14 protein-coding genes and 1 tRNA gene are annotated in these 25,674 nt (G+C 68.9%); 10 read left to right on the top strand and 5 right to left on the bottom strand.

Annotated elements, in window-relative coordinates; all coding sequences use genetic code 11:
* Window positions 1-40: 40 nt before the first annotated feature.
* From rpoZ to ACSFB7_RS32040, 3 genes are read right to left on the bottom strand one after another with little or no spacing between them, the layout of a single operon-like run.
* Window positions 41-244, bottom strand: a complete 204-nt coding sequence (rpoZ, locus tag ACSFB7_RS32050) for a DNA-directed RNA polymerase subunit omega (protein ID WP_021009011.1) — start codon at window positions 242-244, stop codon at window positions 41-43.
* A gap of 32 nt (window positions 245-276) precedes the next feature.
* Entirely contained in the window at window positions 277-897 is a 621-nt protein-coding gene (gmk, locus tag ACSFB7_RS32045; RefSeq protein ID WP_093059689.1) for a guanylate kinase, read from the bottom strand.
* A gap of 11 nt (window positions 898-908) precedes the next feature.
* Window positions 909-1,832 (bottom strand): YicC/YloC family endoribonuclease, encoded by a 924-nt coding sequence (locus ACSFB7_RS32040; RefSeq protein ID WP_435476374.1) that lies wholly within the window; start codon window positions 1,830-1,832, stop codon window positions 909-911.
* A gap of 91 nt (window positions 1,833-1,923) precedes the next feature.
* Between ACSFB7_RS32040 and ACSFB7_RS32035 the strand changes: the two genes are divergently transcribed.
* The 6 genes from ACSFB7_RS32035 to ACSFB7_RS32010 all read left to right on the top strand — a co-directional run bounded on the left by ACSFB7_RS32035 (window position 1,924) and on the right by ACSFB7_RS32010 (window position 6,640).
* Entirely contained in the window at window positions 1,924-2,931 is a 1,008-nt protein-coding gene (locus ACSFB7_RS32035; RefSeq protein WP_187112045.1) for a serine/threonine protein kinase, read from the top strand.
* A gap of 7 nt (window positions 2,932-2,938) precedes the next feature.
* Window positions 2,939-3,844 (top strand): PP2C family protein-serine/threonine phosphatase, encoded by a 906-nt coding sequence (locus tag ACSFB7_RS32030; protein ID WP_435476373.1) that lies wholly within the window; start codon window positions 2,939-2,941, stop codon window positions 3,842-3,844.
* 37 nt (window positions 3,845-3,881) lie between these two features.
* On the top strand, window positions 3,882-4,613 hold the full coding sequence (rph, locus tag ACSFB7_RS32025; RefSeq protein ID WP_187112043.1) for a ribonuclease PH: 732 nt from the start codon (window positions 3,882-3,884) through the stop codon (window positions 4,611-4,613).
* 45 nt (window positions 4,614-4,658) lie between these two features.
* Window positions 4,659-5,258: a non-canonical purine NTP pyrophosphatase gene (locus tag ACSFB7_RS32020; protein ID WP_435476372.1), complete on the top strand. Its 600-nt coding sequence runs from the start codon at window positions 4,659-4,661 to the stop codon at window positions 5,256-5,258.
* A complete protein-coding gene (gene hemW / locus ACSFB7_RS32015; RefSeq protein WP_435476371.1) occupies window positions 5,258-6,520 on the top strand; it encodes a radical SAM family heme chaperone HemW in 1,263 nt (420 codons plus the stop codon). Before ACSFB7_RS32020 ends, hemW begins: the two co-directional genes overlap by 1 nt.
* Before the next feature lie 32 nt (window positions 6,521-6,552).
* Window positions 6,553-6,640 (top strand) — tRNA-Ser (locus ACSFB7_RS32010).
* A gap of 152 nt (window positions 6,641-6,792) precedes the next feature.
* Here ACSFB7_RS32010 and ACSFB7_RS32005 read toward each other — a convergent pair.
* Both ACSFB7_RS32005 and ACSFB7_RS32000 read right to left on the bottom strand, forming a co-directional pair.
* The gene (locus ACSFB7_RS32005; RefSeq protein ID WP_435476370.1) at window positions 6,793-7,440 is read right to left on the bottom strand and encodes a dihydrofolate reductase family protein; all 648 of its coding nucleotides are present in this window, start codon (window positions 7,438-7,440) and stop codon (window positions 6,793-6,795) included.
* Window positions 7,441-7,545: 105 nt separating this feature from the next.
* Entirely contained in the window at window positions 7,546-9,003 is a 1,458-nt protein-coding gene (locus tag ACSFB7_RS32000; RefSeq protein WP_435476369.1) for a mechanosensitive ion channel, read from the bottom strand.
* Window positions 9,004-9,479: 476 nt separating this feature from the next.
* Here ACSFB7_RS32000 and ACSFB7_RS31995 point away from each other — a divergent pair, with 476 nt between their 5' ends.
* From ACSFB7_RS31995 to ACSFB7_RS31980, 4 genes are all read left to right on the top strand, one after another.
* Window positions 9,480-10,115 (top strand): TonB family protein, encoded by a 636-nt coding sequence (locus ACSFB7_RS31995; protein ID WP_435476368.1) that lies wholly within the window; start codon window positions 9,480-9,482, stop codon window positions 10,113-10,115.
* Between the two features lie 2 nt (window positions 10,116-10,117).
* A complete protein-coding gene (locus tag ACSFB7_RS31990; protein ID WP_062472341.1) occupies window positions 10,118-10,633 on the top strand; it encodes an RNA polymerase sigma factor in 516 nt (171 codons plus the stop codon).
* A gap of 64 nt (window positions 10,634-10,697) precedes the next feature.
* A complete protein-coding gene (locus tag ACSFB7_RS31985) occupies window positions 10,698-11,708 on the top strand; it encodes a FecR family protein (RefSeq protein ID WP_435476367.1) in 1,011 nt (336 codons plus the stop codon).
* Window positions 11,709-11,986: 278 nt separating this feature from the next.
* Window positions 11,987-25,669, top strand: coding sequence for a filamentous haemagglutinin family protein (locus ACSFB7_RS31980; protein WP_435476366.1), 13,683 nt, complete (start codon window positions 11,987-11,989; stop codon window positions 25,667-25,669).
* The last annotated feature ends 5 nt before the right edge of the window (window positions 25,670-25,674 follow it).

Raw genomic sequence — 25,674 nt, 5'->3', positions numbered from 1 at the left:
ACCGCTTTGCGGTGCCTTTTCGTTGCAGGGCTGCGTCAGATCAGCCCGGCACCTTCTTGAGCATTTCGATGCCGATCTTGCCTTCGGCGATTTCGCGCAGGGCGGTCACGGCGGGCTTGTTCTTGCTCTCGATCTTGGGCGCGTGGCCTTGGCTCAGCATGCGCGCACGGTAGGTGGCGGCCAGAACGAGCTGGAAGCGGTTCGGGATCTGCAGCAGGCAATCTTCGACGGTGATGCGGGCCATGATGAGTGTCTTTCGGTCGGTGAGCGGGAAAATCAGGGGATGTTCAGTGCGGCGAAAGTGTCGGCACGTGCACGGCGCTGTGCAGAATACCGAAGCCGCTGAGCGTGGACGATCGCCTTGAGATCGAAAAGCGCGCGCTCAAATAACTCGTTGATTATAACGAAGTCGAATTCCCCCGCCCTGGCCATCTCTTCCGCCGCGTTTTTCAGGCGCAATTCGATCACCGAGGCGCTGTCTTCGCCGCGCCGCTCGAGCCGGGAGCGCAGTTCTTCCCAGCTGGGTGGCAGGATGAAGATCATGACCGCGTTGGCAAAGGTCTTGCGGATCTGCAGTGCACCCTGGAAATCAATTTCGAGGATCACGTCGGCCCCCTGGGCGATCCGCTCCTCGATGGCCCGCTTGGAGGTGCCGTACCGGTGGCCGTGCACGTGTGCCCATTCCACGAAGCCATCCGCCGCGATCAGGGCGTCGAACTCGGTAGGGGAGGCGAAAAAGTACTCGCGACCGTGCTTTTCCTGTCCGCGCGGCGACCGCGTCGTATGGGAAACCGAGGGTTGGACGGCCGAGTCGAGCTCCATGAGCGCCTTGACCAAGCTCGATTTGCCGGCGCCGCTGGGCGCCGCGACCACGAAGATGTTGCCGGGGTAATCCATTCTTTCGCTCGTCATTCGATGTTCTGGACCTGCTCGCGCATCTGCTCGATCAGGACCTTCATGTCCACGCCGATCCGCGTGAGCTCAAGGGCTGCCGACTTGGAGCCCAGCGTGTTGGCCTCGCGGTGCAGCTCCTGGATCAGGAAGTCCAGGCGCTTGCCGATTTCGCCGCCCTTCTTGAGCAGCCGCTCGATCTCATCGAGGTGCGAATTCAGGCGGGTCAGCTCTTCGGCCACGTCGATGCGGATCGCGAAGGCCGTGGCCTCGGTCAGCGCGCGGTCTTGTGCCGCCTCGGGCAGCGTGCCGCCCGTGCCGGCGGTCAGGCCCATGGCCTCCTGCCAGCGCTCCAGGAAGCGCGCGCGCTGTTGTTCGACCAACTGCGGGATGAGCGGCCCGGCCTGTTGCACCAGGGTGCGCAACTGGCCCAGATGCGCATCGAGCATCTTGGCCAGCCGGGCGCCTTCGCGCTGGCGGGCGGACATCAGGCCTTCGAGCGCCTTGCCGGCGACCTCGACGAGGTCGGCGCCCCAGTCCCCGCGGGCGGCACTGTCGCCACCGGCCAGGCGCAGCACGTCGGCCACGCTGAGGTCGCGGGCACTGGGCAGCCAGGCCTTGATGCTGTCCTGCACGCCGTTGAGCCGCTGGAGCAGCTTGACGGAGGGCTCGACGACACCCGCCTGGGCGGTGTTCTCGATGGCTGCGCGCACTTCGACCTTGCCGCGCTTGAGCTTGCCCGTGAGCAACTCGCGCAGCGCGGTTTCATGCTGGCGCAGTTCCTCCGGCAACTTGAAAGTCAGGTCGAGGAAGCGGCTGTTGACCGAGCGGATTTCGACCCCGAGTCGGCCCGCGGCGGAAGGCCGTGCTTCGGCTTCGGAGTGGCTGCCTGCGGACCCGTTCTGGCCGCTGGCGTAGCCGGTCATGCTGTAAACTGGCATTGCGCCTCACTGTGGTTTTGCTTGCATGCACCGAGGCGTCGGCACGGCGTTCGCTTGCCGCACCATCGCCTTCGGGCGAAACTCCCGGATTATGTCAAAGGTCAAGCCTTCGCCCCTGTTGCCCGATACGGTCATTGGCGGTTACCGCGTTGTTCGCCGGCTTTCCGCAGGCGGTTTTGGTGTCGTCTACCTCGCCATCGACCCCAGCGGGCAGCAGGTTGCCATCAAGGAATACCTGCCATCTTCGCTGGCCACCCGCGGGCCCGGCGAGCTGAATCCGCAGGTTCCGCCCGAAAAACTCTCCCTCTACCGGCTGGGGCTCAAGAGCTTCTTCGAGGAAGGTCGTTCGCTCGCCCAGATATCGCACGCCTCGGTGGTCAGCGTGCTCAATTTCTTTCGCGAGAACGAAACCGTCTACATGGTCATGAACTACCTGGAGGGCGCGACCCTGCAGGACTTCGTGGTCACGGCGCGCGACCTGAAGCGCCAGAAGGTGTTTCGCGAATCGACCATCCGTTCGCTGTTCGACGAAATCCTGCGCGGCCTGCGCATCGTCCACCAGTACAAGATGCTGCACCTGGACATCAAGCCGGCCAACATCTTCGTCACCGACGACGACCGCGCCGTGCTGATCGATTTCGGCGCCGCGCGCGAAGTGCTCAGCAAAGAAGGCATCTTCATCCGCCCGATGTACACCCCCGGCTTCGCCGCCCCCGAGATGTACCGGCGCGATTCGTCGATGGGCCCCTGGACCGATATCTACGCCATCGGCGCCTGCATCTACGCCTGCATGCAGGGCTATCCGCCCAACGACGCGCCGCGGCGCATCGAGAAAGACCGCCTCAGCCTTTCGCTGTCGCGCCTGCGCGGCGTGTACTCCGACAACCTGATCGAAGTGGTCGAGTGGTGCATGTCGCTCGATCCGCTGTCGCGCCCGCAATCGGTCTTTGCGTTGCAAAAGGAACTGAGCCGCGAAGGCGAGCGCCGCTACACCAAGCTCACGGTCGGCGAGAAGGTGCGCCTGTCGATCGACAACATCCGTTCCTTCGACAAGAAGAGCCTGCCCAAGGCCGTCGCGCCCACAACCCGCCCCGCATGACGACGACATGAAATTTTCCGTCTTCCAGGTCAGCCGCAAGGGCGGCCGTGTCAAGAACGAAGACCGCATGGGCTATTGCTACACGCGGGAGTCGGGCCTGTTCGTGCTGGCCGATGGCATGGGTGGCCACCCCGAAGGTGAAGTCGCGGCCCAACTGGCGCTGCAGACCATTGCCGCGCTCTACCAGCGCGAAGCCCGCCCGACCGTGAAAGACGTGAAGGCCTTCCTGGCCGAATCGGCCATGGCCGCGCACCAGCAGATCATGCGGTACGCCAGCCACAAGGCCATGCTCGACACGCCGCGCACCACCGTCGTGGCGGCTGTGCTCCAGGGCACCACCGCCACGTGGATGCATTGCGGCGACTCGCGCCTTTATGTCGTGCGCGACGGCCGCCTGCTGACCCGCACACGCGACCATTCGCATGCCGAGCGTCCCAAGCCGCATGGCTCGGACGCGCCGGTCAACCGCAACCTGCTGCTGACCTGCCTGGGCTCTCCGACCACGCCGCTGTTCGACATTTCGGCGCCGCTGCAACTGCAGCGCGGTGACCGCCTCATGCTGTGCTCCGACGGTGTCTGGGGCGTGCTCGACGACGCACTGATCGTGCACACGCTCTCCTCCGGCAAGCCGGTGTCCGACGCGGCCCCCGACCTCGCCGAAATGGCGCTGCGCAAGGGCGGCGCCCACAGCGACAACGTGACCCTCATCGCGCTCGAATGGGAAATGCCCGACAGCGCCGGCGAAGACCACGGCATTTCCACCGAGAGCATCACCGACGGCGTATTCGCCTCGACCATCCAGGCCGGCATGCCCTCTGACAGCGAGATCGACGACCTCGATGAAGACGCCATCGAGCGCTCCATCGCCGAGATCAACGAAGCCATCCGACGTTCGGCCGCGCGCAAGACCTGAGCGCGCCTTTCTTTCTTTTCTTTCCAGTTTCCAAAAAATGACTGCTTTCACACGAAGCGGCGGCCGTGCCGCCGACCAGCTGCGCCCCGTGCGCATCACCCGCGGTTTCACCATCCACGCCGAAGGCTCGGTGCTCATCGAGTTCGGCCAGACCCGCGTGCTGTGCACCGCCTCGGTCGAAGAGAAGGTGCCGCCGCACAAGAAGGGCAGCGGCGAAGGCTGGGTGACGGCCGAATACGGCATGCTGCCGCGCGCCACCCACACCCGCAGCAGCCGTGAGGCGGCCAAGGGCAAGCAGACCGGCCGCACGCAGGAAATCCAGCGCCTCATCGGCCGTTCGATGCGCGCCGTGTTCGATCTGGCTGCGCTCGGCGAACGCACCATCCACCTCGACTGCGACGTGCTGCAGGCCGACGGCGGCACCCGCACGGCCGCCATCACCGGCGCCTTTGTCGCCGCGCAGGACGCGGTCAACAAGCTGATCGCCGCCGGCACTCTCAAGGCCTCGCCCATCAAGGGCCACGTGGCCGCCATCTCGGTGGGCATCGTCGACGGCACGCCGCTGCTCGACCTCGAGTACACCGAAGACTCGACCTGCGATACCGACATGAACGTCGTCATGACCGGCGCCGGCCACTTCGTCGAAGTACAGGGCACCGCCGAAGGCGTGGCCTTCACCCGCGACGAAATGAACCTTCTGCTCGGCCTGGCCGAAAAGGGCATCGGCGACCTCGTGATCCTGCAGCAGCAGGCATTGCTATCGAATTAATAGCTACTGACGCACGCTGAACGTGCGTCACAGCCACTTTGACTTATGAAACTGGTTCTGGCTTCCAACAATGCGGGCAAGCTCGCCGAACTCCAGCAGCTGTTTGCCGGGCTGGCCGTCACGCTGGTGCCGCAATCGGCGCTGGGCGTGGGCGAGGCTGAAGAACCTTTCCGTACCTTTGTAGAGAACGCGCTGACCAAGGCGCGCCATGCCAGCGCGGCTACCGGCCTGCCGGCCATTGCCGATGACGCCGGCCTGTGCGTCGATGCCTTTGGCGGCCTGCCGGGTGTCGACACTGCGTTCTACGCCACGCAGTTCGGCTACGCCAAGGGCGACGCCAACAACGTGAAGGCTCTGCTCGAACAGCTCGACGGCGTGGTCAACCGCCGCGCCGCGCTGGTCAGCACGCTGGTTGCGCTGCGCAGCCACGACGACCCCGAGCCGCTCATCGCCGTCGGCCGCGTGGTCGGCGAGATCGCACTGGCACCCGTCGGCGACAACGGCTTCGGCTTCGACCCCGTCATGTACCTGCCGGCCTTCGGCAAGACCTTTGCCCAGTTGCCGCCCGAGGTCAAGAACGCCAACAGCCACCGTGGCCGTGCCGCGCAGGCGATGCTGGCGTTGATGCGCGAGCGCTGGCTGTAATGGCCACCATCTTCCCGATCCAGCCGGCGCAGTCTTCGGGCGCGCCGCAGGCCAACGACGTGCTGCACTGGATGCGGCCCGGCCCGTTGCAACTGTCTGCATTGCCGCCGCTGTCGCTGTACATCCACCTGCCGTGGTGCCTGCGCAAGTGCCCGTACTGCGACTTCAACTCGCACGAGTGGCGCGCTACCAGCGCCGCCGATGCAGAGGGCATTCCCGAGGCCGCCTACATCGATGCGCTCCTGGCCGATCTCGATGCCGCGTTGCCGCTCATCTGGGGCCGCACCGTCCACACGGTCTTCATCGGCGGCGGCACGCCGAGCCTGTTCTCGCCGCAGGCCATCGACCGCCTGCTGGGCGACGTGCGCGCGCGCCTGAAGCTCGCGCCCGATTGCGAGATCACGCTCGAAGCCAACCCCGGCACCTTCGAGCGCAACCGCTTTCGCGGCTACCGCGCGGCAGGCGTTACGCGCCTGTCGGTGGGCGTGCAGAGCTTCAACGACGAGCATCTGAAGGCACTGGGCCGCGTGCACGACCGTGCCCAGGCCATCGCCGCGCTGGAAGAGGCCGCCAGCGCCTTCGACACCTTCAACCTCGACCTGATGTATGCGCTGCCGGGCCAGACGCTCGAAGACCTTGACGCCGACCTCTCGCAGGCGCTGGCATTGGCGCCGCCGCACATCTCGGTCTACCACCTCACCATCGAGCCCAACACCTGGTTCGCGAAGTTTCCGCCGACGCTGCCCGAGGACGACATCGCCTACGCGATGCTCGACCGCATCACCGAGCGCACCGGTGCCAACGGCATGTCGCGCTACGAGGTGTCGGCCTATGCGCGCGAGGGCCACGGCTGCGCGCACAACCTCAACTACTGGCAGTTCGGCGACTACCTGGGCATTGGCGCGGGCGCGCACAGCAAGCTGAGCTTTGCGCACCGCATCGTGCGGCAGGTGCGCTATCGCGAGCCGCGCCTGTACATGGAGAACGCGCGCGCCGGCGCGGCCGTGTCGCAAAGCGATGAAGTGGCGCTGGCCGACCTGCCGTTCGAGTTCATGCTCAATGCGTTGAGACTGAAGGCGGGCTTCACGCTGCCGCAGTTCAGCGAGCGCACCGGGCTGGCGATGACGTCCATCCAGCGCGGCATGGAAGAGGCCGAGCGCAAGGGCCTCCTGGCGCGCGACCTGTTCCGCGTGTGGCCCACCGAGCGCGGGCTGGATTTTCTGAGCGACCTGCAGACGCTGTTCTTGCCCGATGAGGATTGAGGTCTTGCCGGCGGCTTAGAATCGTCGGCTCCGGAGAGTTGGGTGAGTGGTTTAAACCAGCAGTCTTGAAAACTGCCGACGTGAAAGCGTCCGTGAGTTCGAATCTCACACTCTCCGCCAGCTTCGCTTCTCCAGTCATCAGCCGAAGCTTCAGGTGGCGTTCGAGGAGAAAGTGCTTCTGATTCCAGAAGCAGTCGGGTCAAGTTGCGGTTCAAGGAATGCTTGGGCGGACCGATAACGGGCGCGACACGGCTTTTCTATCGACACAGGCCCTACGCCTGCTTGCGCACCATCACATGCGTGGCGCGCTCGCCCTGTATCACTTCGGCGACCTCATAGCCCAATGCACGCATGTCCAGGCCGTGCCACAGGCTTTCGCCGGCCCCCATCAACACGGGCCGCACGGCGAGGTGAAGCTCGTCGACCACGCGCGCCTGCAGGAACTGTCGCACGGTGGCCGCGCCGCCGCCGATGCGAATATCGCGCTCACCCGCTGCCGCCTTCGCTTGCGCCAGCGCCGACGCCATCCCGTCCGTGACGAAATGAAAGTCGGTGCCGCCCTTCATGTGCAGCACGGGCCGCGCGTGATGCGTCAGGACAAAGGTGGGCACGTGATAGGGCGGCTCGTCGCCCCACCAGCCCTTCCAGCTTTCGTCGGGCCAGGGGCCGCGCACCGGGCCGAACATGTTGCGCCCCAGAATCCACGCGCCGATGTTCTCGAAGGCGCGCTCGGCGATCTGGTTGTCGACACCCGTTTCGCCGGTCTGCGATGCCCCGTGCATCCGCTGGAAGACTTGGGTGGGAAAGAACCAGTCGAAGATCGCCGGCCCGCCGACGCCGAGCGGGTTTTGCAGATCCTGGTTGGGGCCGGCAGCGTAGCCGTCCAGCGAGACGCCGAAGCAGAGGACTTTGACTTTCATCGCGCTATACCTTTCAGACAAGAGAACGACGATCGAAGACACACCTGCGTGGCCCCATGGCTCCTCGGCAGACCCGGCCGCCAGCTGCGCTTTTCGCTCTTCCTGCTACTTCCCGGAGATCTTCTGCACCCAGTGGTCCAGCAGCTTGCCGGCCGCTTCGCGTCCACCCAGGCCGAAAGCCAGTGCCGCCGCCACCGCGACGGCGCCCAGCGTCAGCCCAAAGGCCAGGAAGACGATTTCGTTGGCGACGCCCATCGCACGCAGGCCCATCGCAATCACCAGCCCGAGGATGGCAAAGCGCGCGATGTTGGCCAGAAGGCCGGAGGAACTCTCCGCGCGGCTCAGCGCCTGGAAGGCGACGTTGGAAAGCCAGAAGCCGATCAGCATGATCACGCTGCCCAGGACGATGTCGGCCCCGAAACGCGTGAAGGTGCCGAGCATGCTGCGCATTTCGCCGAACCCGAGTTGGTTGGCGGCCTCGACCACGGCGAACAGCATGGCGAAGAACATCAACAAGCCCGACGCCAGTCGCGAAGGCGCAAAACTGCCGCTGAGCGCCTGGCCCAATCCGATCTTGGCAGGGAGGCTGTCCGCATCGAGTTGCTCGAGCAGCTTCTTGAGCAGCTCGCTCGCGAACCGCGCAACGAACCAGGTCAGCGTGAGGATGATTGCCGCCGCCACGATGTGCGGCACCGCCTCCAGCAACTGGGAAAGCATGCGCGTCGCCGGGCCGCTGATGGCTTCGATCCTGAGCGCGTCGAGTGCGCTGATCAGCGAGGGCACGAAGATCAGGATGTAGACGACGGTGCCCGCCAGCTTGGAGAGGCGAAAGCCGCCGTCCAGGCCGATCTTGCTGTTGATGTTGTCGATGCCGCCCGCGGCGAGCAGGTTGGTCACAAGGCCCCGCAACACCTTGGCCAGCACCCAGCCGATCACGCCGATCAGGATGGCCGCGAGGATGTTCGGCGCCATGGCCAGCAGCTTGTCGAGCATGCTCTTCACCGGCTCCAGCAGGCCCGTCATCTGCAAGGCGCCGAGGATGGCCGGCAGGAACAACAGGATGACGAGCCAGAAGATCACGTTGCCGACGCTTTGGGCCATGGGGGCCATGCCGGCTTCGGCACTCAGCTTTTCGTCCAGGCTGGTGGCGTCCAATGCCTTGTTCACGCCCAGCTTGATCAGGCTGGCCAGCACCCAGGCCACCAGGCTCAGCACGGCCGCTGCGAAGACACGCGGCAGGAAGCGCAGCACGTCGGTCAGCATGGTGGCCAGCGGAGAAGACAGCGTTGAAAGGTCCAGCGTGCCCAAGGCGGCAACCAGGCCTGCCAGCAGCACGAGCCAGAACACGACGATGGCAACCGGCGACTCCGCGTCGACGCGGGACCCCGTGCTGCTGCTGATGCGCTCGTTCAGGCGCGTGGCATTCAACAATCGGCGAATGGCGGCGCGCGCCGCCACTGCAATCAACCACCCCAACGCGAAGATGGCAAGTGCTCCCAGAAGCCGGGGCAACTGATGACCCACCGCGTCTTGCATCGCTACCGTAAATACCGAGATATCCATGGTTTCTTCTCCTTGGTGATTGCCCGGAATGGGCGTCCCTTGGCCGCTCGCGGGTTATAGCAGTTCGATCCGCGACGGTGAAGCATCACGGAACAGGCCCTGGAGGCCGTCTCGATCCTCGAACACGCGTCTGCTGCGCCTGCCATGACTGGCGTCGAGCCGGCCTTCGCAAACGCCGGCTTCCACCCCGGACCATCACGCACGCGCCCCACGTGTAACGAAGGGGTCACGCAGCACTGCCACCATCTCGGCCTTCCAACCAGTGCCCAAGTTTTGCCACGCCGATCCAGCCTTTTGCGATTCGCCCTTCGGTGTGGCTGCGGGAGCGATGCCGCTCATGGCGATGCCGGGCAGATGGATCGCGATGGGGGTGGCTCCGGGTGCGCCTGCCAGCCTTCCTTTTGAGCCGGCACGGCGTGGTGCTGTGGGCAGTGTGCATGTTCGTGGCCCCGGCGTGGGCCGCAGACGGTGGGGTCATGCCGATCTCCGCTGACGCGCGGCATCAGTCGCCCGCACCGGAAATGACTGGCCGGTTCTTCAGCTTCGACATCCCGGCGCAGCCTCTGGCGGCCGCGCTCAATCACTACGCGTCGATCACCGAGCGCGCCGCGCTGTTCCGCAGTGAAGTCGTTGCCGGGCGCGTGTCGTCAGCCGTTAGCGGCCGCTACACGCCCGAAGCGGCCCTGGCCATGCTCCTTGAAGGCACCGGCCTGGTGGCCGAGCGGACCCGGACCGGACCGGTCGAGGCTTTCGCATTGAAGGTACTCGAACAGCCGGCGCCTTCCATCCCGGCCGCATGGGCTGGTGCCGGTGACTATCCCGGCCTGGTGCAGGCCCGTCTCTGGCAGGCGTTGTGCGATGGCATCCGCACGGCGCCGGGCCGCTACCGCGCCTTGCTGCGCTTTCATGTCGATGCGGTCGGCAGCGTTCAGCGGGTCCAGCTGCTTGGATCGACCGGCGACACAGGCCGCGACACCGCCATGCTCGAAGCCCTGGGCCGTGTGCGCATGGACGCGCGCCCGCCTGCGGGAATGCTCCAGCCGATGACGATGCTCATCCTGCCGAGCGAGCGCGGCAGTGCTTGCGCGGCACGCAACGCTGCGGTGTCCTGAGCATGTCGGACAAGGCACAGCCGGTCCTGCTGGACTACCTGACCCGAGGCTACGGCGAGCTCAAGCGACGCCTCACGCGGGTGCTCGGCAACTCCGACCTGGCGGGCGACGCACTGCAGGACACATGGCTGCGCCTGCAGAGCCGGGAAGATGAAGAAGGCCCCATACAGAGCCCGCGTGCGTACCTGATGCGCATGGCCGCCAACGCGGCCGTGGACATCCAGCGCAGGCACGGCCAGTCCCTGCCGCACGACGACGTGGCCGCATTGCTCGACCTGGCCGACACGGCGCCGGGGCCGGCGCAGGTGGCCGAGGCGCGCTCGAACCTCGGCGCGCTGATGAAGCACCTCGACCGCCTGCCCAAGCGCCAGCGCGAAGTGATCGTGCTGGTGCGATGGGAGGGCATGGCGCAGAAAGAAGTGGCCAGGCAGTTGGGCGTGTCGCTGCGCACGGTGGAGCTGGACCTCCGGCGCGCGCATGAATATCTCGACACGCGGATGGCCGATGAAAAAAATTGATTGCGGTTTTGGGGTGCGTCAAAACGTCATGACCCATGGACCCCGCTGAACCGAGCCGATGAACATGCAGAAATCTCCCGACGACCGTGACGCCGCATCCGACCTGCCGCACAGGCAGGCGCGGGTGTGGCTGCGCACGCTCTCCTCGGGGGACGTGAAGCCATGGGACGCGCAGGCGTTCACCCGCTGGCTCAACGCCAGTCCGGCGCACAAGGAAGCCTTTAGGGAAGTGAAGGCGCGATGGACTGCGCTGAAGCCTGTGGTGGGCGAAATGCTGCGCACCAACCCGCAGGCCGCCGAGTTCCATGCGCGCACGCTGGCGGGGCCGGGGCTGATGAAGCGCCGTGCATTCCTGGGCGCGACGCTGGGCACGGCAGCCGCCGTGGCCGGCGTCGCTGTGTTCCAGCCGCCGGCGCGGCTGCTGTACTCGCCCGGCGAATGGAGCGCGGATGTCCGCACGGCGGTGGGCGAGCAGCAGGCCCTGACGCTGACCGGCAGCGTCGGCGTCACCCTGAACACGCAGACCAGCATTCGCCGCCAGGTGGTGGATGGCAACACCGTGGGCATCGACCTGCTTGCGGGCGAAGCGGCCGTCGACATGCCATCAGGGCGGCGCGCGGGCAGCCCTGCGTTCAGCGTGGCGGCCGGCGTGGGCCGCAGCCTGGCCGAGGCCGGGCGCTTCGAGGTGCGGCACCTCGCGGGCAAGGTCTGCGTGACCTGCATCGAGGGCGCGGTGCGGGTGGAGCATCCGGCCGGCGTGCAGGCACTCGGGGCCGGTCAGCAGGCGGTGTACGACGCCGCCGCGCTCAGCGGCATCGGCCGCGTCGATGTGGCCGATGCGGCGGCGTGGCGACGCGGCGAGCTGGTGTTCAACAACACGCGGCTGGCCGAGGTGATCGACGAGATCAACCGCTATCGCGCGGGCCGCGTGGTGCTGATGAACACGCGCGTGCAGGACAACCGCGTGAGCGGCCGTTTCGTCATCAAGGCGCTGGACTCGGCGCTCGCGCAGCTCCAGCACAACTTCGACCTGAGCGCGCGCGCGCTGCCCGGCGGCCTGCTCATCCTCGCCTGAAGCGAAGCGCCGGTTTTTTCCCGCGCGAACATGACCGTTCAAAGACACGGTGCACGCGGCGCCGTGGTGCGCCGCGCGTGACAAGACAGCGCCACACGGCGCTTCAAAAATAGTTTGCGGTTTTGCAGAAGCTGGCTCCGTCTTAGCGCATCGGGGGCGGGACAGGCAGGGCAGGCGACGGGTTCGCGGGCCGTGCTTGCCGCCTCCACGAAGCGGCTGCGCCGGCATGTGCCTGGCAGCCGGATGGCATCGCTCAAAACCTATCGGCAAGACTTCACATGAACACACGCGCACGCAGCCACCACGGGCCAGCGACAACCACCCAGGGCAGTCTCTTCCGGATGGCACCCGTCGCGCGCGCCGTCGCGCTGACGCTGATGGCCGGCGGCGTGGTCGGCGCCGCGCATGCGCAGCAGCCGCGCGCCTTCAGCCCGGCATGGTTCAACGACAAGGGCGCGATCCAGAACACGGCCGTGGCCACGGGCCGCCTGCCCAACGGCATGCCCGCGTCGATGCTCACCAGCCCGCAGGCGCAGCAGCAGCGCGCGGCCGAACAACTGCAGCGCTCCATCGGCAACCTGAACCTGGCCGCGCGCGGCATCGCGGCGCAGCAGGCCGCGCAAGAAGCTGCGCGGCGCGCGGCGCTCGAGAGCGGCCAGGGCGTGCCCGAGGGCCTGGCCGAAGGCGGCCTGAAGGTCGACACCGCGAGCCTCACCGCCGGCTGGGCCAATGCCAATGCGCCGGTGCAAAGCCAGAACGGCAGCCAGACCCAGGTCACCATCGCGCAGACCGGCGCGCAGGCCACCCTGAACTGGGAGACCTTCAACGTCGGCAAGAACACCACGGTGAAGTTCGAGCAGCAGCCGAGCTGGGCCGTGCTCAACCGCGTGAACGACCCGAAGGCGCGGCCGTCGCAGATCCAGGGGCAGATACAGGCCGACGGCACGGTGCTGGTGGTCAACCGCAACGGCATCGTGTTCAGCGGCAGCAGCCAGGTGAACACGCGCAACCTCGTGGCCTCCGCCGTCGGCCTCAGCGACGCGCAGTTCAAGAAGGGCCTGTACAGCGACGCGCAGGGCTCGGCCTTCATTCCGACGCTGGCCAACGACCTTGCGACCACGGCCACCGGCTTCACCCACGGCGCGGCCACGGCCGACGTGACGGTCGAGGCCGGTGCGCGCATTGCCACGCACAAGCCCACCAGCGTGACCGAGGGCGGCGGCTACGTGCTGCTCGCGGGCCGCGAGACGCTCAACCGAGGGCGCATCGAAACGCCTTCGGGCCAGACCGTGCTGGCCGCCGGCGATGCCTTCGTGATCCGCAAGGGCATGGGCACCGACACCAACCAGGCTTCCAGCACGCGCGGCAACGTGGTCACGCCGCTGTACCTGCCCGACTCGGCCGCCGGCCGCGTGGTCAACAGCGGCCTCGTGCAGGCGCCCACCGGCGACATCACGCTGGTCGGCCGCCAGGTGAGGCAAGAGGGCGTGCTGGAAGCGACCACCTCCGTGCACACGCGCGGCACCATCCACCTGGTGGCCGACGGGAAGCAGGCCGCGGCCACGGTCACGCTCGCGCCCGGCAGCATTACCGCGATCCGGCTCGACACCGACCCCGCCACCGCGCTCGACGTGCAGCGCGAATCGCTCCTGGTGGACAGCGACAAGACCGGCGGCGACGGGTTCAACCGCCGCGACCAGTCGCTGGTGCGCATCGCCAGCGGCGGCAACGTCGACTTCCAGGGTGAATCGCTCACGCTCGCCACCGGCGGGCAGGTGATGGTCGATGCGGTGCGTCGCAGCCATGTGGCCAGCGGCGCGCGCATCGACGTGTCGGGCGCGGTGGGCGTCAGCGTGGCCATGGAGGCCAACAACGTGCAGGTCGACGTGCAGGGCAACGAGCAGCGCGACGCACCGGGCAACCGCGACAGCAAGCGGCTGAACAACAGCAAGCTGTGGATCGACCGGCGCACGCTGGTGCGCGTGCCCAAGGGCACGCAGGGCAACGACAGCGACCGCTGGTACACGGCCGGCGGCCTGCTCGAAGTGGGCGGCTACCTGGGCACCAGTGGCCACGGCATCGGCGAATGGGCGGCGCAGGGCGGCACGGTGCAGTTCGGCGGCGGCGAACTCGTGACGCAGGGCGGCTCGAACATCAACCTCTCGGGCGGCACCATCGACGTGCAGACCGGCAACATCCGCCAGAGCTACCTGAAGGGCAGCGACGGCCGCCTCTACGAAGCCTCGAAGGCGCCGGGCGACCTGCTGTACGACGGCGTGTACAAGGGCTTCGAGTCGGCGCACAAGCGCTGGGGCGACGCGACCACCGACTTCTTCTACAACCCGCTGATCGCACCGCAGCAGCGGCTGGAGAGCGGCTACACCGTGGGCCGCGACGCCGGCCGGCTGGTGGTGTCCACCCGCGCCGCGGTGCTCGAAGGCGAACTCACGACCACGGCCTTCCAGGGCCCGCGCCAGCAACGCGCACGCGACGCCGGCATCGACGGCTACCTGCAGGCGCAGACCGCCGTGGCGAAGCAGGGCCGGCTCGTCATCGGCGCGCTGACGCCGTACTACGACAAGGCCCTGCAGAACCTGCGCAACAGCCCCGACGCGATGGTCGAGAAGGTCGAGATCGGCACGCACGCGCGCCATCTGGCCGACGACCTGGCACTCGCGCAGCCGCTGCCTGAAGCGGCCACGAAGAGCCTGCTGCTCGACGCCGGCTGGCTCGGCAGCCTGGGGCTGGGCGAACTGCGCGTGTACGCGGCGGGCAGCATCCAGGTGGACGGCGCGGTGGGCGTGGCCCACGGCGGCACGCTCGCGCTGCACGCGACCGAGGTGAAGGTCAATGCCGACCTCACGGCGCGCGGCGGCAGCATCCTGCTGGGCAACATGATCGAGCGCCACACGTCCTTGCCCCAGCCCTGGCTGGAGCAGCCGATCGAGAAGATGCCGCCCGGCGGCTACCTCAACCGGACGCTGGTGGCCGACGGCGTGACGCTCGACGCGCGCGGCCTCTGGACCAACCTGAAGATCGACCGCAGCGACATCGCAGGCCTGCCCTACGTGGACGGCGGCAACGTGTCGGTGCGCAGCACCGGCAGCGTGGCGCTGGGCACGGGCAGCCTGATCGACGTGTCTTCCGGCGCGGCACTGATGGAAGACGGTTCGCTGCGCGGCGGCAAGGGCGGCAACGTGACGCTGGGCGCCAGCCAGAACCTGGGCACCGGCGCACTGACGCTGGATGGCGAGCTGCGCGGCTTCGGCGTGCGTGGCGGCGGCAAGCTGAGCGTGGAGCACGGCACCACCATCAGCATCGGCGGCGTTCTGACCGATGCCGACAAGGTGCTGCAGGGCGGGCTGGCCAGCGCGCAGCCGCTGCGCCTGGCCAACGACTACCTGATTGGCGCGGGCGCGCTGATCCCGATGGATTTCTCCGTCACCAGCGACAGGCTGGCGCCGGGACAGGTGGTGCGGCAAGACTCGCAGCCGCGGTTGACCGAGCAGAACCCCGTGATCACTGCCGCCCCGTGGGTGAGCACATCGACCGTGCAACTGGCCTCGGGCAAGCTCATTGCCGCCAACCAGGTGGTGCCGGCGGGCAGCACCCTGGTCGTCATCTCCAACATTCCCGCGGGCTATGTGTTGCCGGCCGACGTGTTCCCGAGGGGCCTGCCGACCTTCGAGCAGACCACCGTCTACAAGGCCGGCACCGCGGCCAAATACCCGACCACGGTGCCTGCAGGCACGCGCATTGCCGCCGGCACGGTGTGGCCCGACACGGTCGCGGTGGCGCCGTTTCTGGCGCTGGACCCCGGCCTGTTCCAGCGCGGCTTCAGCCGCTACGCGGTGAGCTCGCCCGACGGCATCTCGGTGGCCGATGGCACGCAGCTGCAGGTCGTCATGCCGGTGCTGCGCTTCGACCCGGCAACGGGCCGCATGCTGGCCACCGGGGGCGACACCTCGCAGGCGCTGCGCACCTGGCTGCCGCCGCTGCAGCAAGAGAACGCGGTTCGTCGCACGCTCACGATGCGCGACGGCGCCGACCTGTCGCTGAAGGCGGGGACGCTGGAAGCGGAAGGGGCGCTGACCATCGGAGCCGGTGCGCGCATCCAGGTCGATCCGGGCCGCACCATTGCGCTTGAAGGCAATGCGCAAACCACCATCGAAGGGCTGCTGCAGGCCGCGGGCGGACGCATCTCGGTCTTGCGCGGGACCTACAACGAGGTCGGGCCGGCGGGCGCCGCCAGCGGCCGCGGCGACAACCGCTCGATCTGGATCGGCGAGCACGCCGAACTCGACGTGTCCGGACGGGCCTTCACCGCCACCGACTCGCTGGGCCATGCCTACGGCAAGGTCAGCGCGGGCGGCACCATCGAGATCGGCGTGCCCTTCGACCTGGACACCCGCAAGTCGGCGCAGGCCGACACCTTCGTGGTGGTGCGCCCCGGTGCGCGGCTCGACGCCTCGGGCGCCACGGCCACGCTGTACCAGCCGGGCGTGGGGCCGGTCGAAGCGCCCAGCCAGGGCGGCGTGATCTCGCTGACCTCTTCGCGCGGCCTGTTCCTCGATGGCCAGATGCGTGCCGCCTCGGGCGGCGCGGGCGCGGCCGGCGGTACGCTGGCCCTGACGCTGGAGACGCCGCTCTACGGCCCGGTCGCATACGGCACTTACGCAGGCCCGAGCGTGACCGACACGGTGCGCCAGACGCGTGAACTGGTGCTGGCACAGACGCAGGGAGACGGCGTGCTGGCGGCCGGCCTGCGGGCCGGCGCGGCCGATCCCGCGCTGACGTATGGCCGCGCGCGCATCGGCGTGGACCGCATCCAGGCCGGCGGCTTCGACAACCTGGCGCTGGGCGTGAACGGCGTGCTGAGCTTCGACGGCTCGGTGGCACTGCGGCTGGGCCAGAGCCTGCGCCTGACCAGCAGCAGCCTGGGCCTGGTCGAGAACGCCCCCATCGACAGCCGCATCGTGCTCGCAGCGCCCTATGTGCGCCTGGGCGGTTCAGCCAACCGGCAGGTCGACAACACGCTCATGCCCAACCCCGTGACCGGCGTGCGCAACTACGGCCAGGGCAGTGGGGAACTGGGCATTCCGAAGGTGGCGGCGGGCAGCAGCCTGCGGGTGGATGCCGACCAGATCGACATTGCCGGCGACGTCACGACCGGCACCCGCGGCCTGATCTACCTGAACGCCGGCAAGAAGGTGGCCGTGGAGCGCCTTGCCTTCGACGACATGCGCCTGGCCAGTCAGGGAGACATCCGCTTCCACGACGGGGGCGGGCTCTATGTGCCCGGCAACCTGACGCTCGCGGCGGCGCAGATCTATCCGGCCAGCAACGACAGCGGCACCGTGCTGGTCGGACGCTACAGCACCGTGAGCCCTGAATTCGGCACGATACGGGCCGCGTTCGACCCCCAGCGCACCCTCACCATCGAGCGCATCGGCGACGCATTGCCGGGCATGCCGCAAAGCGCGTTCGGCCGGCTCACGCTGGCGGCGGGCAAGGTGGTGCAGGCCGGCGTGCTGCGCGCGCCGCTGGGCAGCATCACGCTGGGCACCGCAGCGGGCAGCGGCTACACCGGGCTTGTCGAGCTGATGCCGGGCAGCGTCACGTCGGTCAGTGCGGCCGGGCTGCGCATGCCTTATGGCGGCACGTCGGACGGGCTGAACTATGTCTTCAACGGCCAGGACGTGGTGTACCAGGGCGTGGGCTGGGAGCCGTCGCTCAACTTCGTGGGCCATGCGGTGGATGTGCACGCTGGCGCGGTGCTCGACCTGTCCGGCGGCGGCGAACTCACGGGCACGGCCTTCCTGCCGGGCCGTGGCGGCTCGGTCGATGCGCGCATGAACCCGCTGATGCAGCGCAGCGCCGACGGCCGCGCTTTCGTGCTGCCGGGGCTTGCGACCAACCCGGTGTACGCCATCGTGCCGGGCATGCAAGCCGCCTATGCGCCGGTGAACGGGGAGAAGGGCGCAAGCAACGCGGCCGTGGGCCGCCAGATCACCGTCGGCGCGGGGGTGCCTGGTTTGCCCGCGGGCACCTACACGCTGCTGCCTTCCACCTACGCGCTGATGCCGGGTGCATTCCGCGTCGAGCTGAACGGGCTGGCGCCCAGCGTGGGCGCCATGGGCACCGCCAACGCCATGCGCAACGGGTCGTGGGCGGCATCGGGGCAGCTCGGCACGGCCGGCACGGCGTTTCGCGATGCGATGCCCACGCAGGTGATCCTGACGCCGGCCGACATGCTGCGCAGCTACTCGCAGTACAACGAGATGGGCTACAGCGCCTTCGCACAAGCCCAGGCCCTGCGCGAAGGCGTGCCGCGCGCGGTGCTGGAGCGCGACGCCAAGTCGATGCGCCTGGACCTGTTGCCGCCCACGCAAGAAGGCTCGCTCGGACGGCCGCAGCAACTGCGCTTTGCCGGCACGGTGCTGGCCGCGCCGGCCGAGGGCGGGCGCGGCAGCACGGTGTCGGCCGGCGGCGGCAGCGACTTCGAGATCCTGCCCGACGGCGCTTCGCGCACGCCGGGCTTCACCGGCGTGTCGATCAACGCCTCGGAGCTGAACGCCATCGGCGCCGCGCGCCTGGTCATCGGCGGCCAGCTCACGGCGTCCTACCTCGACAGGAAGGGCAGCCTGCAGCAGGCGAACATGGTCAATGCCACGGCGCAGTCGCGCGCCATCGTGCTGCGCGCCGGCAGCGAACTGCGCGCGGCGGAGGTCTTTCTGATCACCAGTTCGCGCGCCGGCGGCATCACCGTGGAGCAGGGCGCGAGCATCAACACGCTGGGCCGCGGCAAGGCCGCCTATGACTCGAAGGACGGCTTCGTCTTCGCGCCCGGCCCCAACAGCCTGGTGGCCGTGTCCAACGGCTGGCTCGACATGCTGGCGCCCACCTTGCCGGTCAACGACGACGGCAAGGGCGCGGGTGCGATCCGGATCGGCGCCTGCACGCTCACCCCGTGCGCCGGGGTCACGCGCCTGTACTCCGAAGGCACCATCACGGCCGCGACCGACAACGCCTTCGACCTCGGCGAGGCGGTGCGCTACGGCACGCGCAACCTGGTGCTGGCCGTGGGCGGCGTGAACGTGGGCAGCGAGCGGTCGCTGGCCGACGCCACCACGCGCGGCGTGCTGCCGCCGGGCCTCACGCTCAACCAGCGCGTGCTCGACCGCCTGCTGCGCGGCGACACCGAGGCCGGCGCGCCCGCGCTGGAGAACCTGGTTCTCACGGTGCGCGATTCGCTCAACTTCTACGACACGACCACGCTGTCCACCATCGACCCCGCCACCGGCCGGTCATCGGTCGAGCGGCTGGTGCTGGGCACGCCCGCCATCTATGGCTACGGCGGTGCCGACGCGCTCGCGCGCATCCAGACCGACACGCTGGTGTGGAACGGCGCGACCACGCCGGCCGGCAACGTGGTGGCCGGCGGCGCGGGCACGGGCAGCGGCAGCCTGGCCATCGACGCGCGCCGCATCGAGTTCGGCTTCGGCCCCGGTGCGCGCGTCGACTCCGTCCACACCTTCGACCGCACGACGCTCGGCTTTGCCGACGTGAGCCTGAACGCGAGCGAGCGCATCACGGCCAACCGCAGCGGCTCGCTGTCGGTCTACCAGAGCCGCGGTGCGTGGGACGACACGCTGAACGACTTCAGCTACAGCGGCGGCACGCTGCACCTGCGCACGCCGCTGCTCACCGGCCGCGCGGGGTCGGTCAACAAGCTGGTGGCGGGCGGCAGCATCGAAGCGGTGGCCTTCCCCGGTGCCCGTGCAGGCGTGCCCGACAACGCGGCGCTGGCCGACGCACTGGGCGCGGAGCTGTCGCTCGACAGCCGCAAAGGCAGCCTGCGCCTGGACACCGCCGTGCTGCTGCCCAGCGGCAAGCTCAGCCTCGCGGCGCAGGGCGACCTGCTGCTGGGAGCGGGCGCGCAGGTCGACATGGCGGGCCGGCGCATCGATTTCTTCGACAGCGCCAAGCACAGCTGGGGCGGCGACGTGCTGCTCGAAAGCCGCGCAGGCAACATCGCGCAGGCGGCGGGCTCGACCATCGACGTGTCGGCGGTGGAGAACCGCGCCGGCAAGATCGTGGCCATGGCGCTGGGCGATGCCGCGGGCACGGTGTCCCTCGCTGGCACCTTGCGCGGTGCCAGCAGCGGCCGCTACGACGCGGGCGGCACCGACGTGCCCTACGCGGCGGGCCGCGCCGACATTCGCGCGCAGCACATCGACGACTTCACCGGCCTCAACCAGCGCCTGAACGACGGCGGTGTGGTCGGTGGCCGCAGCTTCCAGCTCAAGCAGGGCGACCTGCAAGTGGGCAACGAACTGCGCGCACGCGAGATCAATGTGTCGGTGGACAACGGCCAGCTCACCGTGGCCGGCACCGTCGATGCCGGCGGCGAGCAGGTGGGCAGCATCCGCCTGGCGGCGAAGAACGGCGTCACGCTGGCCGGCAACGCCGTGCTCGACGCGCATGGCAGCGTGCTGCGCGTGGACAGCTACGGCCAGGCCATCGACGCACCGAACCGCGCGGTGATCGAGATCGATGCGGGCAGCGGACGCCTGCGCATCGAGCCCGGCGTGCGCATGGACCTGCGCGCGGGAAGCTCGGGCCGCGCGTTCGGCACCGTCGCGCTCAACGCGCCGCGCCTGGGCGGCGCGACCGGCAACGACGTCGGCATCGATGCGGCCGGCGGCATCACCATCGACGGTGCGCGGTCGATCATGCTCAACGCCTTCTGGCGCTACGACGATGCGCCGGTGGGCACCGACATCGGCGTGGACGGCCGCAGCTACCAGTCGGTCACGCAGGCCTACCTGGAGGCCAAGCACGCCGACAGCACGGCCTTCATGGCCAACGCGCTGGCCAACGGCAACCTGATGAACACCCGGCTGCAGGGCCTGCGCGCGTACAGCGACGCCTTCCATCTGCGCCCGGGCATCGAGATCGCGAGCCGCACGGCCGACGGCGACCTGCACCTGGACGGCGACATCGACCTGTCGCGCTACCGTTACCAGGGCATCAACCCCCACACGCCGCGCACCGGCGTCGCCGGCTCGGGCGAAGCCGGTGCGCTGGTGCTGCGCGCCAAGGGCCGGCTGGACGTCTTCGGCAGCCTGAGCGACGGCTTCGACGGTGCGCGCCTGCCGGTCACGCCCGACGACAAGGGCTGGGTGCTCCCCAGCGGTCGCATCCCCCTGGGCGGCGACGTGGTGCTGCCGAAAGGCGGGCGCGTGACGCTGGACACCGGCACCTTCTTCCAGTCGGGCCGTGTGCTGAACTACGACCTGCCCATGCAGCCCATGAGCCTGGCGCGCGGCACCTTGCTGCCCGCCGCGGCCACGCTGAGCCAGCCGCTGGCGCTGGCCAAGGGCGCGGTGCTCGGCGGCGCGGTGCAGGATGCGGCCGGCAACGTGCTGTATGCCGCGGGCACGGTGCTCGCGGCGGACGTGACCTTGCCTGCCGGTGCCCGCCTGGGTGCGGGCTTCCGCCTGAACAGCGTCGCCAACGTGGCGGCCATGACCTGGCCGCATGGCGTGGCGCTGCCTTTCCCCGACGGCGCCATCCGCGACGAAGCCTTCCCGGGAGCGCCTATCAACGGCGTGCAGCTCGCGCGGCCGCTCGCACTGGCCAAGGGCGCGGTCATTCCCAGCGAAACCCTGGTGCGCCTGCCCGGCGGCATCGACGTCGTCGACCTGCGCGAGCGCAACGCCGACGGCACCCAGGGCCGCACCTGGGCACTGGCGCCGCTGCTGGCGCAGGGTTCGCAATCGTGGGACCTGCGTCTGGTCGGCGGGGCCGACCTGTCGGCGGCGGACACGCGCCTCACGCAGCCGCATGCGAAGGCCGGCATTCGCCTGTCCGACACGCACTACGGCTCCAACTTCATCCGTATTGAAATTCCCGGCACCGCCACGCCCGGCGAGTTCATGTGGGCGATCGATGCCGACGTGGCGCTCTGGAACGAGCAAGGCATGGGCTTCGACATCCATCCCGGCCAGGCGTTGACACCGGCGCAGATCGAGGAGGTCATGGGCTGGGGCGGCCTGGAACTCAACGACTTCGGCGTCGGCCCGCTGCTGGTGCAGACCGCGCCCGGGAAGCCGCCACAGACCCGGCTGGAAGAAAAGTCGCTGCGCGAGCCGATCTTCAGCGTGCTGCGCACCGGCACCGGCGACCTCGACCTGGTCTCCGGCGGCGACATCCTGATGACCTCGCCCTATGGCGTCTACACCGCCGGCACACCCTCGGCCTCGCTGGCCGCGCCGGGCAAGGCCGATCTCCACAACCTGCCGCGCGGCCAGCAGCCCGACGGCAGCATGCTCGGCTCACAGGGCACCACGCTCGCGCCCTTCATCGACGGCAGCGGCAGCCAGAGCCTCTACCAGGCGTGGTACCCCGAGCACGGCGGCAACTTGCTGCTGCGCGCGGGGGGCGACGTCATGGGCGACCAGATCGGCACTGGCACCGTGTTGGTCCGCGCGGACGCGCTGCGCATGCGCGGGGCGATGACGGGCACCAGCTCCGTCGGGCAATGGTTGTGGCGCCAGGGCGGCGGCACCGTGGCCCAGGACGTCCCGACGGCCTGGTGGATCAACTTCGGAACCTACGTGGCCGGCGCCCTCGGCGACAGCGCACCCTACCTGACGGGCTTCACCGGCTTCGGCACGCTGGGCGGCGGCAACCTGGTCTTCGAGGCAGGCCGCAATGCCGGCATGCTCAACATGCGCAGCGACTGGAACGCCCTCTACGTCTCGCGCAGCCAGGGCCTGAACCTGGCCGTGGGCAGCACGGGCCGCGTGACTTCCGCCGGCGAGCTGGTGCTCACCGGCGGTGGCGACCTTGACATCCGCATCGGCGGTGGCCTCAACCCCGTGGCCGAGACGCGCAGCTTCGCCCCCAACGGCAGCAGCCAGTCCGCGAGCGACCTGCGCCGCACCGAACAGCGGCAGGACCTGAACGGCACCTTCACCAACTTGCGCGGCGCGCTGCGCGTGGACGCGGGCTCGGTGGGCGGCATCGAACTGCGCTACGACCGGGCCGACCCGACGGAGTCGCGCGCGTTGCGTGTCAACGTGGCGAGCTCCGGCATTGCCGGCGGCGGTCCGGTGCTGGTGCTGGGCGACAGCGGCCTGCGCATGGAAGCGCGCGGCGACCTGGTGATCGGTACCGTGACCGATGCCGGGCGCGTGCCCCAGTTCAACGGCGGCGTGCCGTTCTCCTCCGGCGGCTCGCATTTCGCCGGCGGCGGCATCGGCTGGTTCTCGCTGTGGACGCCGTCGACGGCGGTCGACCTGTTCTCGGCCGGCGGCAACCTGACACCGGGCATGGCCTGGACCGACGACCGCGGCCGGAGCGACCAGGTGTCGAGCGGCGACCGCTTCATCTACCCCTCGGTGCTGCGCGCGGCGGCGGCCAACGGCAGCCTCTACTACGGCAACGCCGTGACCGGTGCGTTCAACAAAAGCGACATGCCGGTCAAGTCGAGCACCAGCATCCTGCTGGCACCGACACCGGTCGGCGCGCTGTTCGTGCGCCAGGGCAAGCCGCAACTCGAACTGCTGGCCGGCGATTCGATCTACGCGAGCGGCTACGCCGTGACGCCCTCGGGCGTCGATCCGGCGATGCTGCCCACGCCCTTCAACCCGGGCTTTGTCGGCCTGGGCCAGGCCGTCTGGTACGGGCCGCTTCGCATCACCAACGTGCACCCCGATGCGATCGCGCCTTCGGTGCTGGTGTCGGGCAACACCGCGCCCAATGCCACCCAGCAGAGCTATCCGCTGTTCAGCTTCGTGTCGCCCACGGCGTCGGGCTACAGCGTCACGGGCCAGGCGCCGTCGCGCTTCTACGCGGTGCAGGGAGACATCGTCGGCCTGCGCACCGGCTCCATCATCTCGCGCGCGGAGTTCTCCGGCCCGATCGACACCTGGTATGAAGGCAGCGGCCCGGTCGCGATCCGCGCCGGCCGCGACATCGTGAATGCCGGTACGCCGCTGGGCGTCGTCGAGACCGTGCCGGCCGATGGCTTGGGCTGGACGCGCACCCGGGCCGCCGACAGCAATGCGCCGTACCGGCCGTGGACCTCGCTGGGGAGCGGCTTTTCCACGGGCAACCTGATCGTGCACAACAACATCGACGACGTGTCGGTGGTGGAGGCGGGCCGCGACATCCGCTACAGCAGCTTCTACGTGGCGGGCCCTGGCCAGCTCGAACTCACGGCGGGCCGCGACGTGTACATGGCCGACAAGGCCGAGTTGCGCAGCATCGGCTCGGTGGCGCGCGGGCCCGGCGTGGTGCCGGGCGACCGCCGCAGCGGCGCCGGCATTGCGGTGACCGCCGGAGCGGGCCGCGAAGGCGCCGACTGGGCCGCCTTTGCCGCGCGCTACCTCGATCCGAAGAACCTGGCGAATGCCGAACAGTCCTTCGCCGAGCAGCCGGGCAAGGCGCTGCGCACCTACGAAGGCAGGTTGACGCTGTCGCAATGGCTGGCACGCGAGTTCGGCTATGGCGGCGACGAGGCGGGTGCGCCCGCGTACCTGGCGAGCAAGCAGGCCGAGCTTGATGGAGCGCGTCAGGGCTCCGGCACCGGCAACGCCGGCAGCGGCGCGGCCATCCGCACGCTGGAGCGCGAGTACCGCCTGGAAAGCGGCCTGCACCTGGTCAACTGGCTCACCGAACGCTTCGGCGGCGCCAACGGCCTGGGCCTGCACTTCGATGCGAAGACGATGGACGCGCGCGCCTTCTTCGACGCCTTGCCGCCACCGCAGCAACGCGCCTTCCTGCGCAACGTGTACTACGCCGAGCTGAAGGCCGGCGGTCGCGAGTACAACGACCCGAAGAGCCGCCGCAGCGGCAGCTACCTGCGCGGGCGCGAAGCCATCGCCACGCTGCTGCCGTCGCACGATGCGCAGGGCAACCCGCGCGACTACACCGGCGACCTGACCATGTTCAGCAGCGCCCTGTACTACGAACAGCGCAGCGCGCAGCCGACCAAGCGGGCCTTGCCGGGCAAGAACTACATGCGTTATGACGAATGGCTGGCCATGGGCAGTGCAGCCTCCGACCTGCCGTACTACAAGGTGCTCGACGCCGGCATGCACACCGACTTCGGCGGCGACATCAGCCTGCTGGTGCCGGGCGGGCGCGCGGTGGTGGGCGTGGACGGCGGCTTCACGCCGGGCGAAGGCTCGGGCCTGCTCACGCAGGGCGAGGGCGACATCAACGTCTACACACGCGGCAGCCTGCTGCTGGGGCAGAGCCGCATCTTCACCACCTTCGGCGGCAACGTGCTGGCGTGGTCGGCGCAGGGCGACATCAATGCGGGCCGCGGCGCCAAGACCACCATCGTCTACACGCCGCAGCGGCGCGCCTACGACAACGTGGGCAATGTGGCGCTGTCGCCCAACACGCCGAACACCGGCGCCGGCATTGCCACGCTGAACCCGATTCCGGAGATTCCGCCGGGCGACGTGGACCTGATCGCGCCGCTGGGCACCATCGACGCGGGCGAAGCCGGCATTCGCGTGTCGGGCAACGTGAACCTTGCGGCGCTGCGCGTGGTGAACGCCGAGAACATCCAGGTGAAAGGGCAGGCCGTGGGCATTCCGGTGATCGCGGCGGTGAACGTGGGCGCGCTCACCAACGCGAGCGCCGCCGCGTCGCAGGCCGCGAGCGCCGCGCAGGATGTGCTGCAGCGCGAGCGCGCCGCGGCCCGGCAGAGCTTGCCATCGGTGTTCACGGTGCGGGTATTGGGCTTCGGTGACGAGGCCGCTCCAAGGAACGGCGCCGAAGCTTCCCCGCCGCCGAGTTCAGCCCGGCAGGCGAGTGCGAAGCATCCCTACGATCCGTCGTTTCCGATGCAACTCGTGGGCCTGGGCGACAGCTTCGATCCGAAGCAACTGGCCCGCCTGACGGACGAAGAGCGTCGTCGCCTGCAACAGGCTCGGTAGGGCAC

This window comes from Variovorax raffinosi, from assembly GCF_051216615.1.
Taxonomy (GTDB): Bacteria; Pseudomonadota; Gammaproteobacteria; order Burkholderiales; family Burkholderiaceae_C; genus Variovorax.
The sequence above is the reverse complement of the archived record's forward strand: the minus strand, read 5'-3'. Positions and strand labels throughout refer to the sequence as shown.

Excerpts from the sequence above, each read along its gene's own strand:
- ACSFB7_RS32000 (WP_435476369.1), bottom strand. The coding sequence starts at position 9,003 with ATGGATATCTCGGTATTTACGGTAGCGATGCAAGACGCGGTGGGTCAT.
- ACSFB7_RS32035 (WP_187112045.1), top strand. The coding sequence starts at position 1,924 with ATGTCAAAGGTCAAGCCTTCGCCCCTGTTGCCCGATACGGTCATTGGC.
- ACSFB7_RS32005 (WP_435476370.1), bottom strand. The coding sequence starts at position 7,440 with ATGAAAGTCAAAGTCCTCTGCTTCGGCGTCTCGCTGGACGGCTACGCT.
- ACSFB7_RS32030 (WP_435476373.1), top strand. The coding sequence starts at position 2,939 with ATGAAATTTTCCGTCTTCCAGGTCAGCCGCAAGGGCGGCCGTGTCAAG.
- ACSFB7_RS32020 (WP_435476372.1), top strand. The coding sequence starts at position 4,659 with ATGAAACTGGTTCTGGCTTCCAACAATGCGGGCAAGCTCGCCGAACTC.
- gmk (WP_093059689.1), bottom strand. The coding sequence starts at position 897 with ATGGATTACCCCGGCAACATCTTCGTGGTCGCGGCGCCCAGCGGCGCC.
- hemW (WP_435476371.1), top strand. The coding sequence starts at position 5,258 with ATGGCCACCATCTTCCCGATCCAGCCGGCGCAGTCTTCGGGCGCGCCG.
- rph (WP_187112043.1), top strand. The coding sequence starts at position 3,882 with ATGACTGCTTTCACACGAAGCGGCGGCCGTGCCGCCGACCAGCTGCGC.
- ACSFB7_RS31990 (WP_062472341.1), top strand. The coding sequence starts at position 10,118 with ATGTCGGACAAGGCACAGCCGGTCCTGCTGGACTACCTGACCCGAGGC.
- ACSFB7_RS31980 (WP_435476366.1), top strand. The coding sequence starts at position 11,987 with ATGAACACACGCGCACGCAGCCACCACGGGCCAGCGACAACCACCCAG.
- ACSFB7_RS31985 (WP_435476367.1), top strand. The coding sequence starts at position 10,698 with ATGCAGAAATCTCCCGACGACCGTGACGCCGCATCCGACCTGCCGCAC.
- ACSFB7_RS32040 (WP_435476374.1), bottom strand. The coding sequence starts at position 1,832 with ATGCCAGTTTACAGCATGACCGGCTACGCCAGCGGCCAGAACGGGTCC.
- rpoZ (WP_021009011.1), bottom strand. The coding sequence starts at position 244 with ATGGCCCGCATCACCGTCGAAGATTGCCTGCTGCAGATCCCGAACCGC.
- ACSFB7_RS31995 (WP_435476368.1), top strand. The coding sequence starts at position 9,480 with ATGCCGATCTCCGCTGACGCGCGGCATCAGTCGCCCGCACCGGAAATG.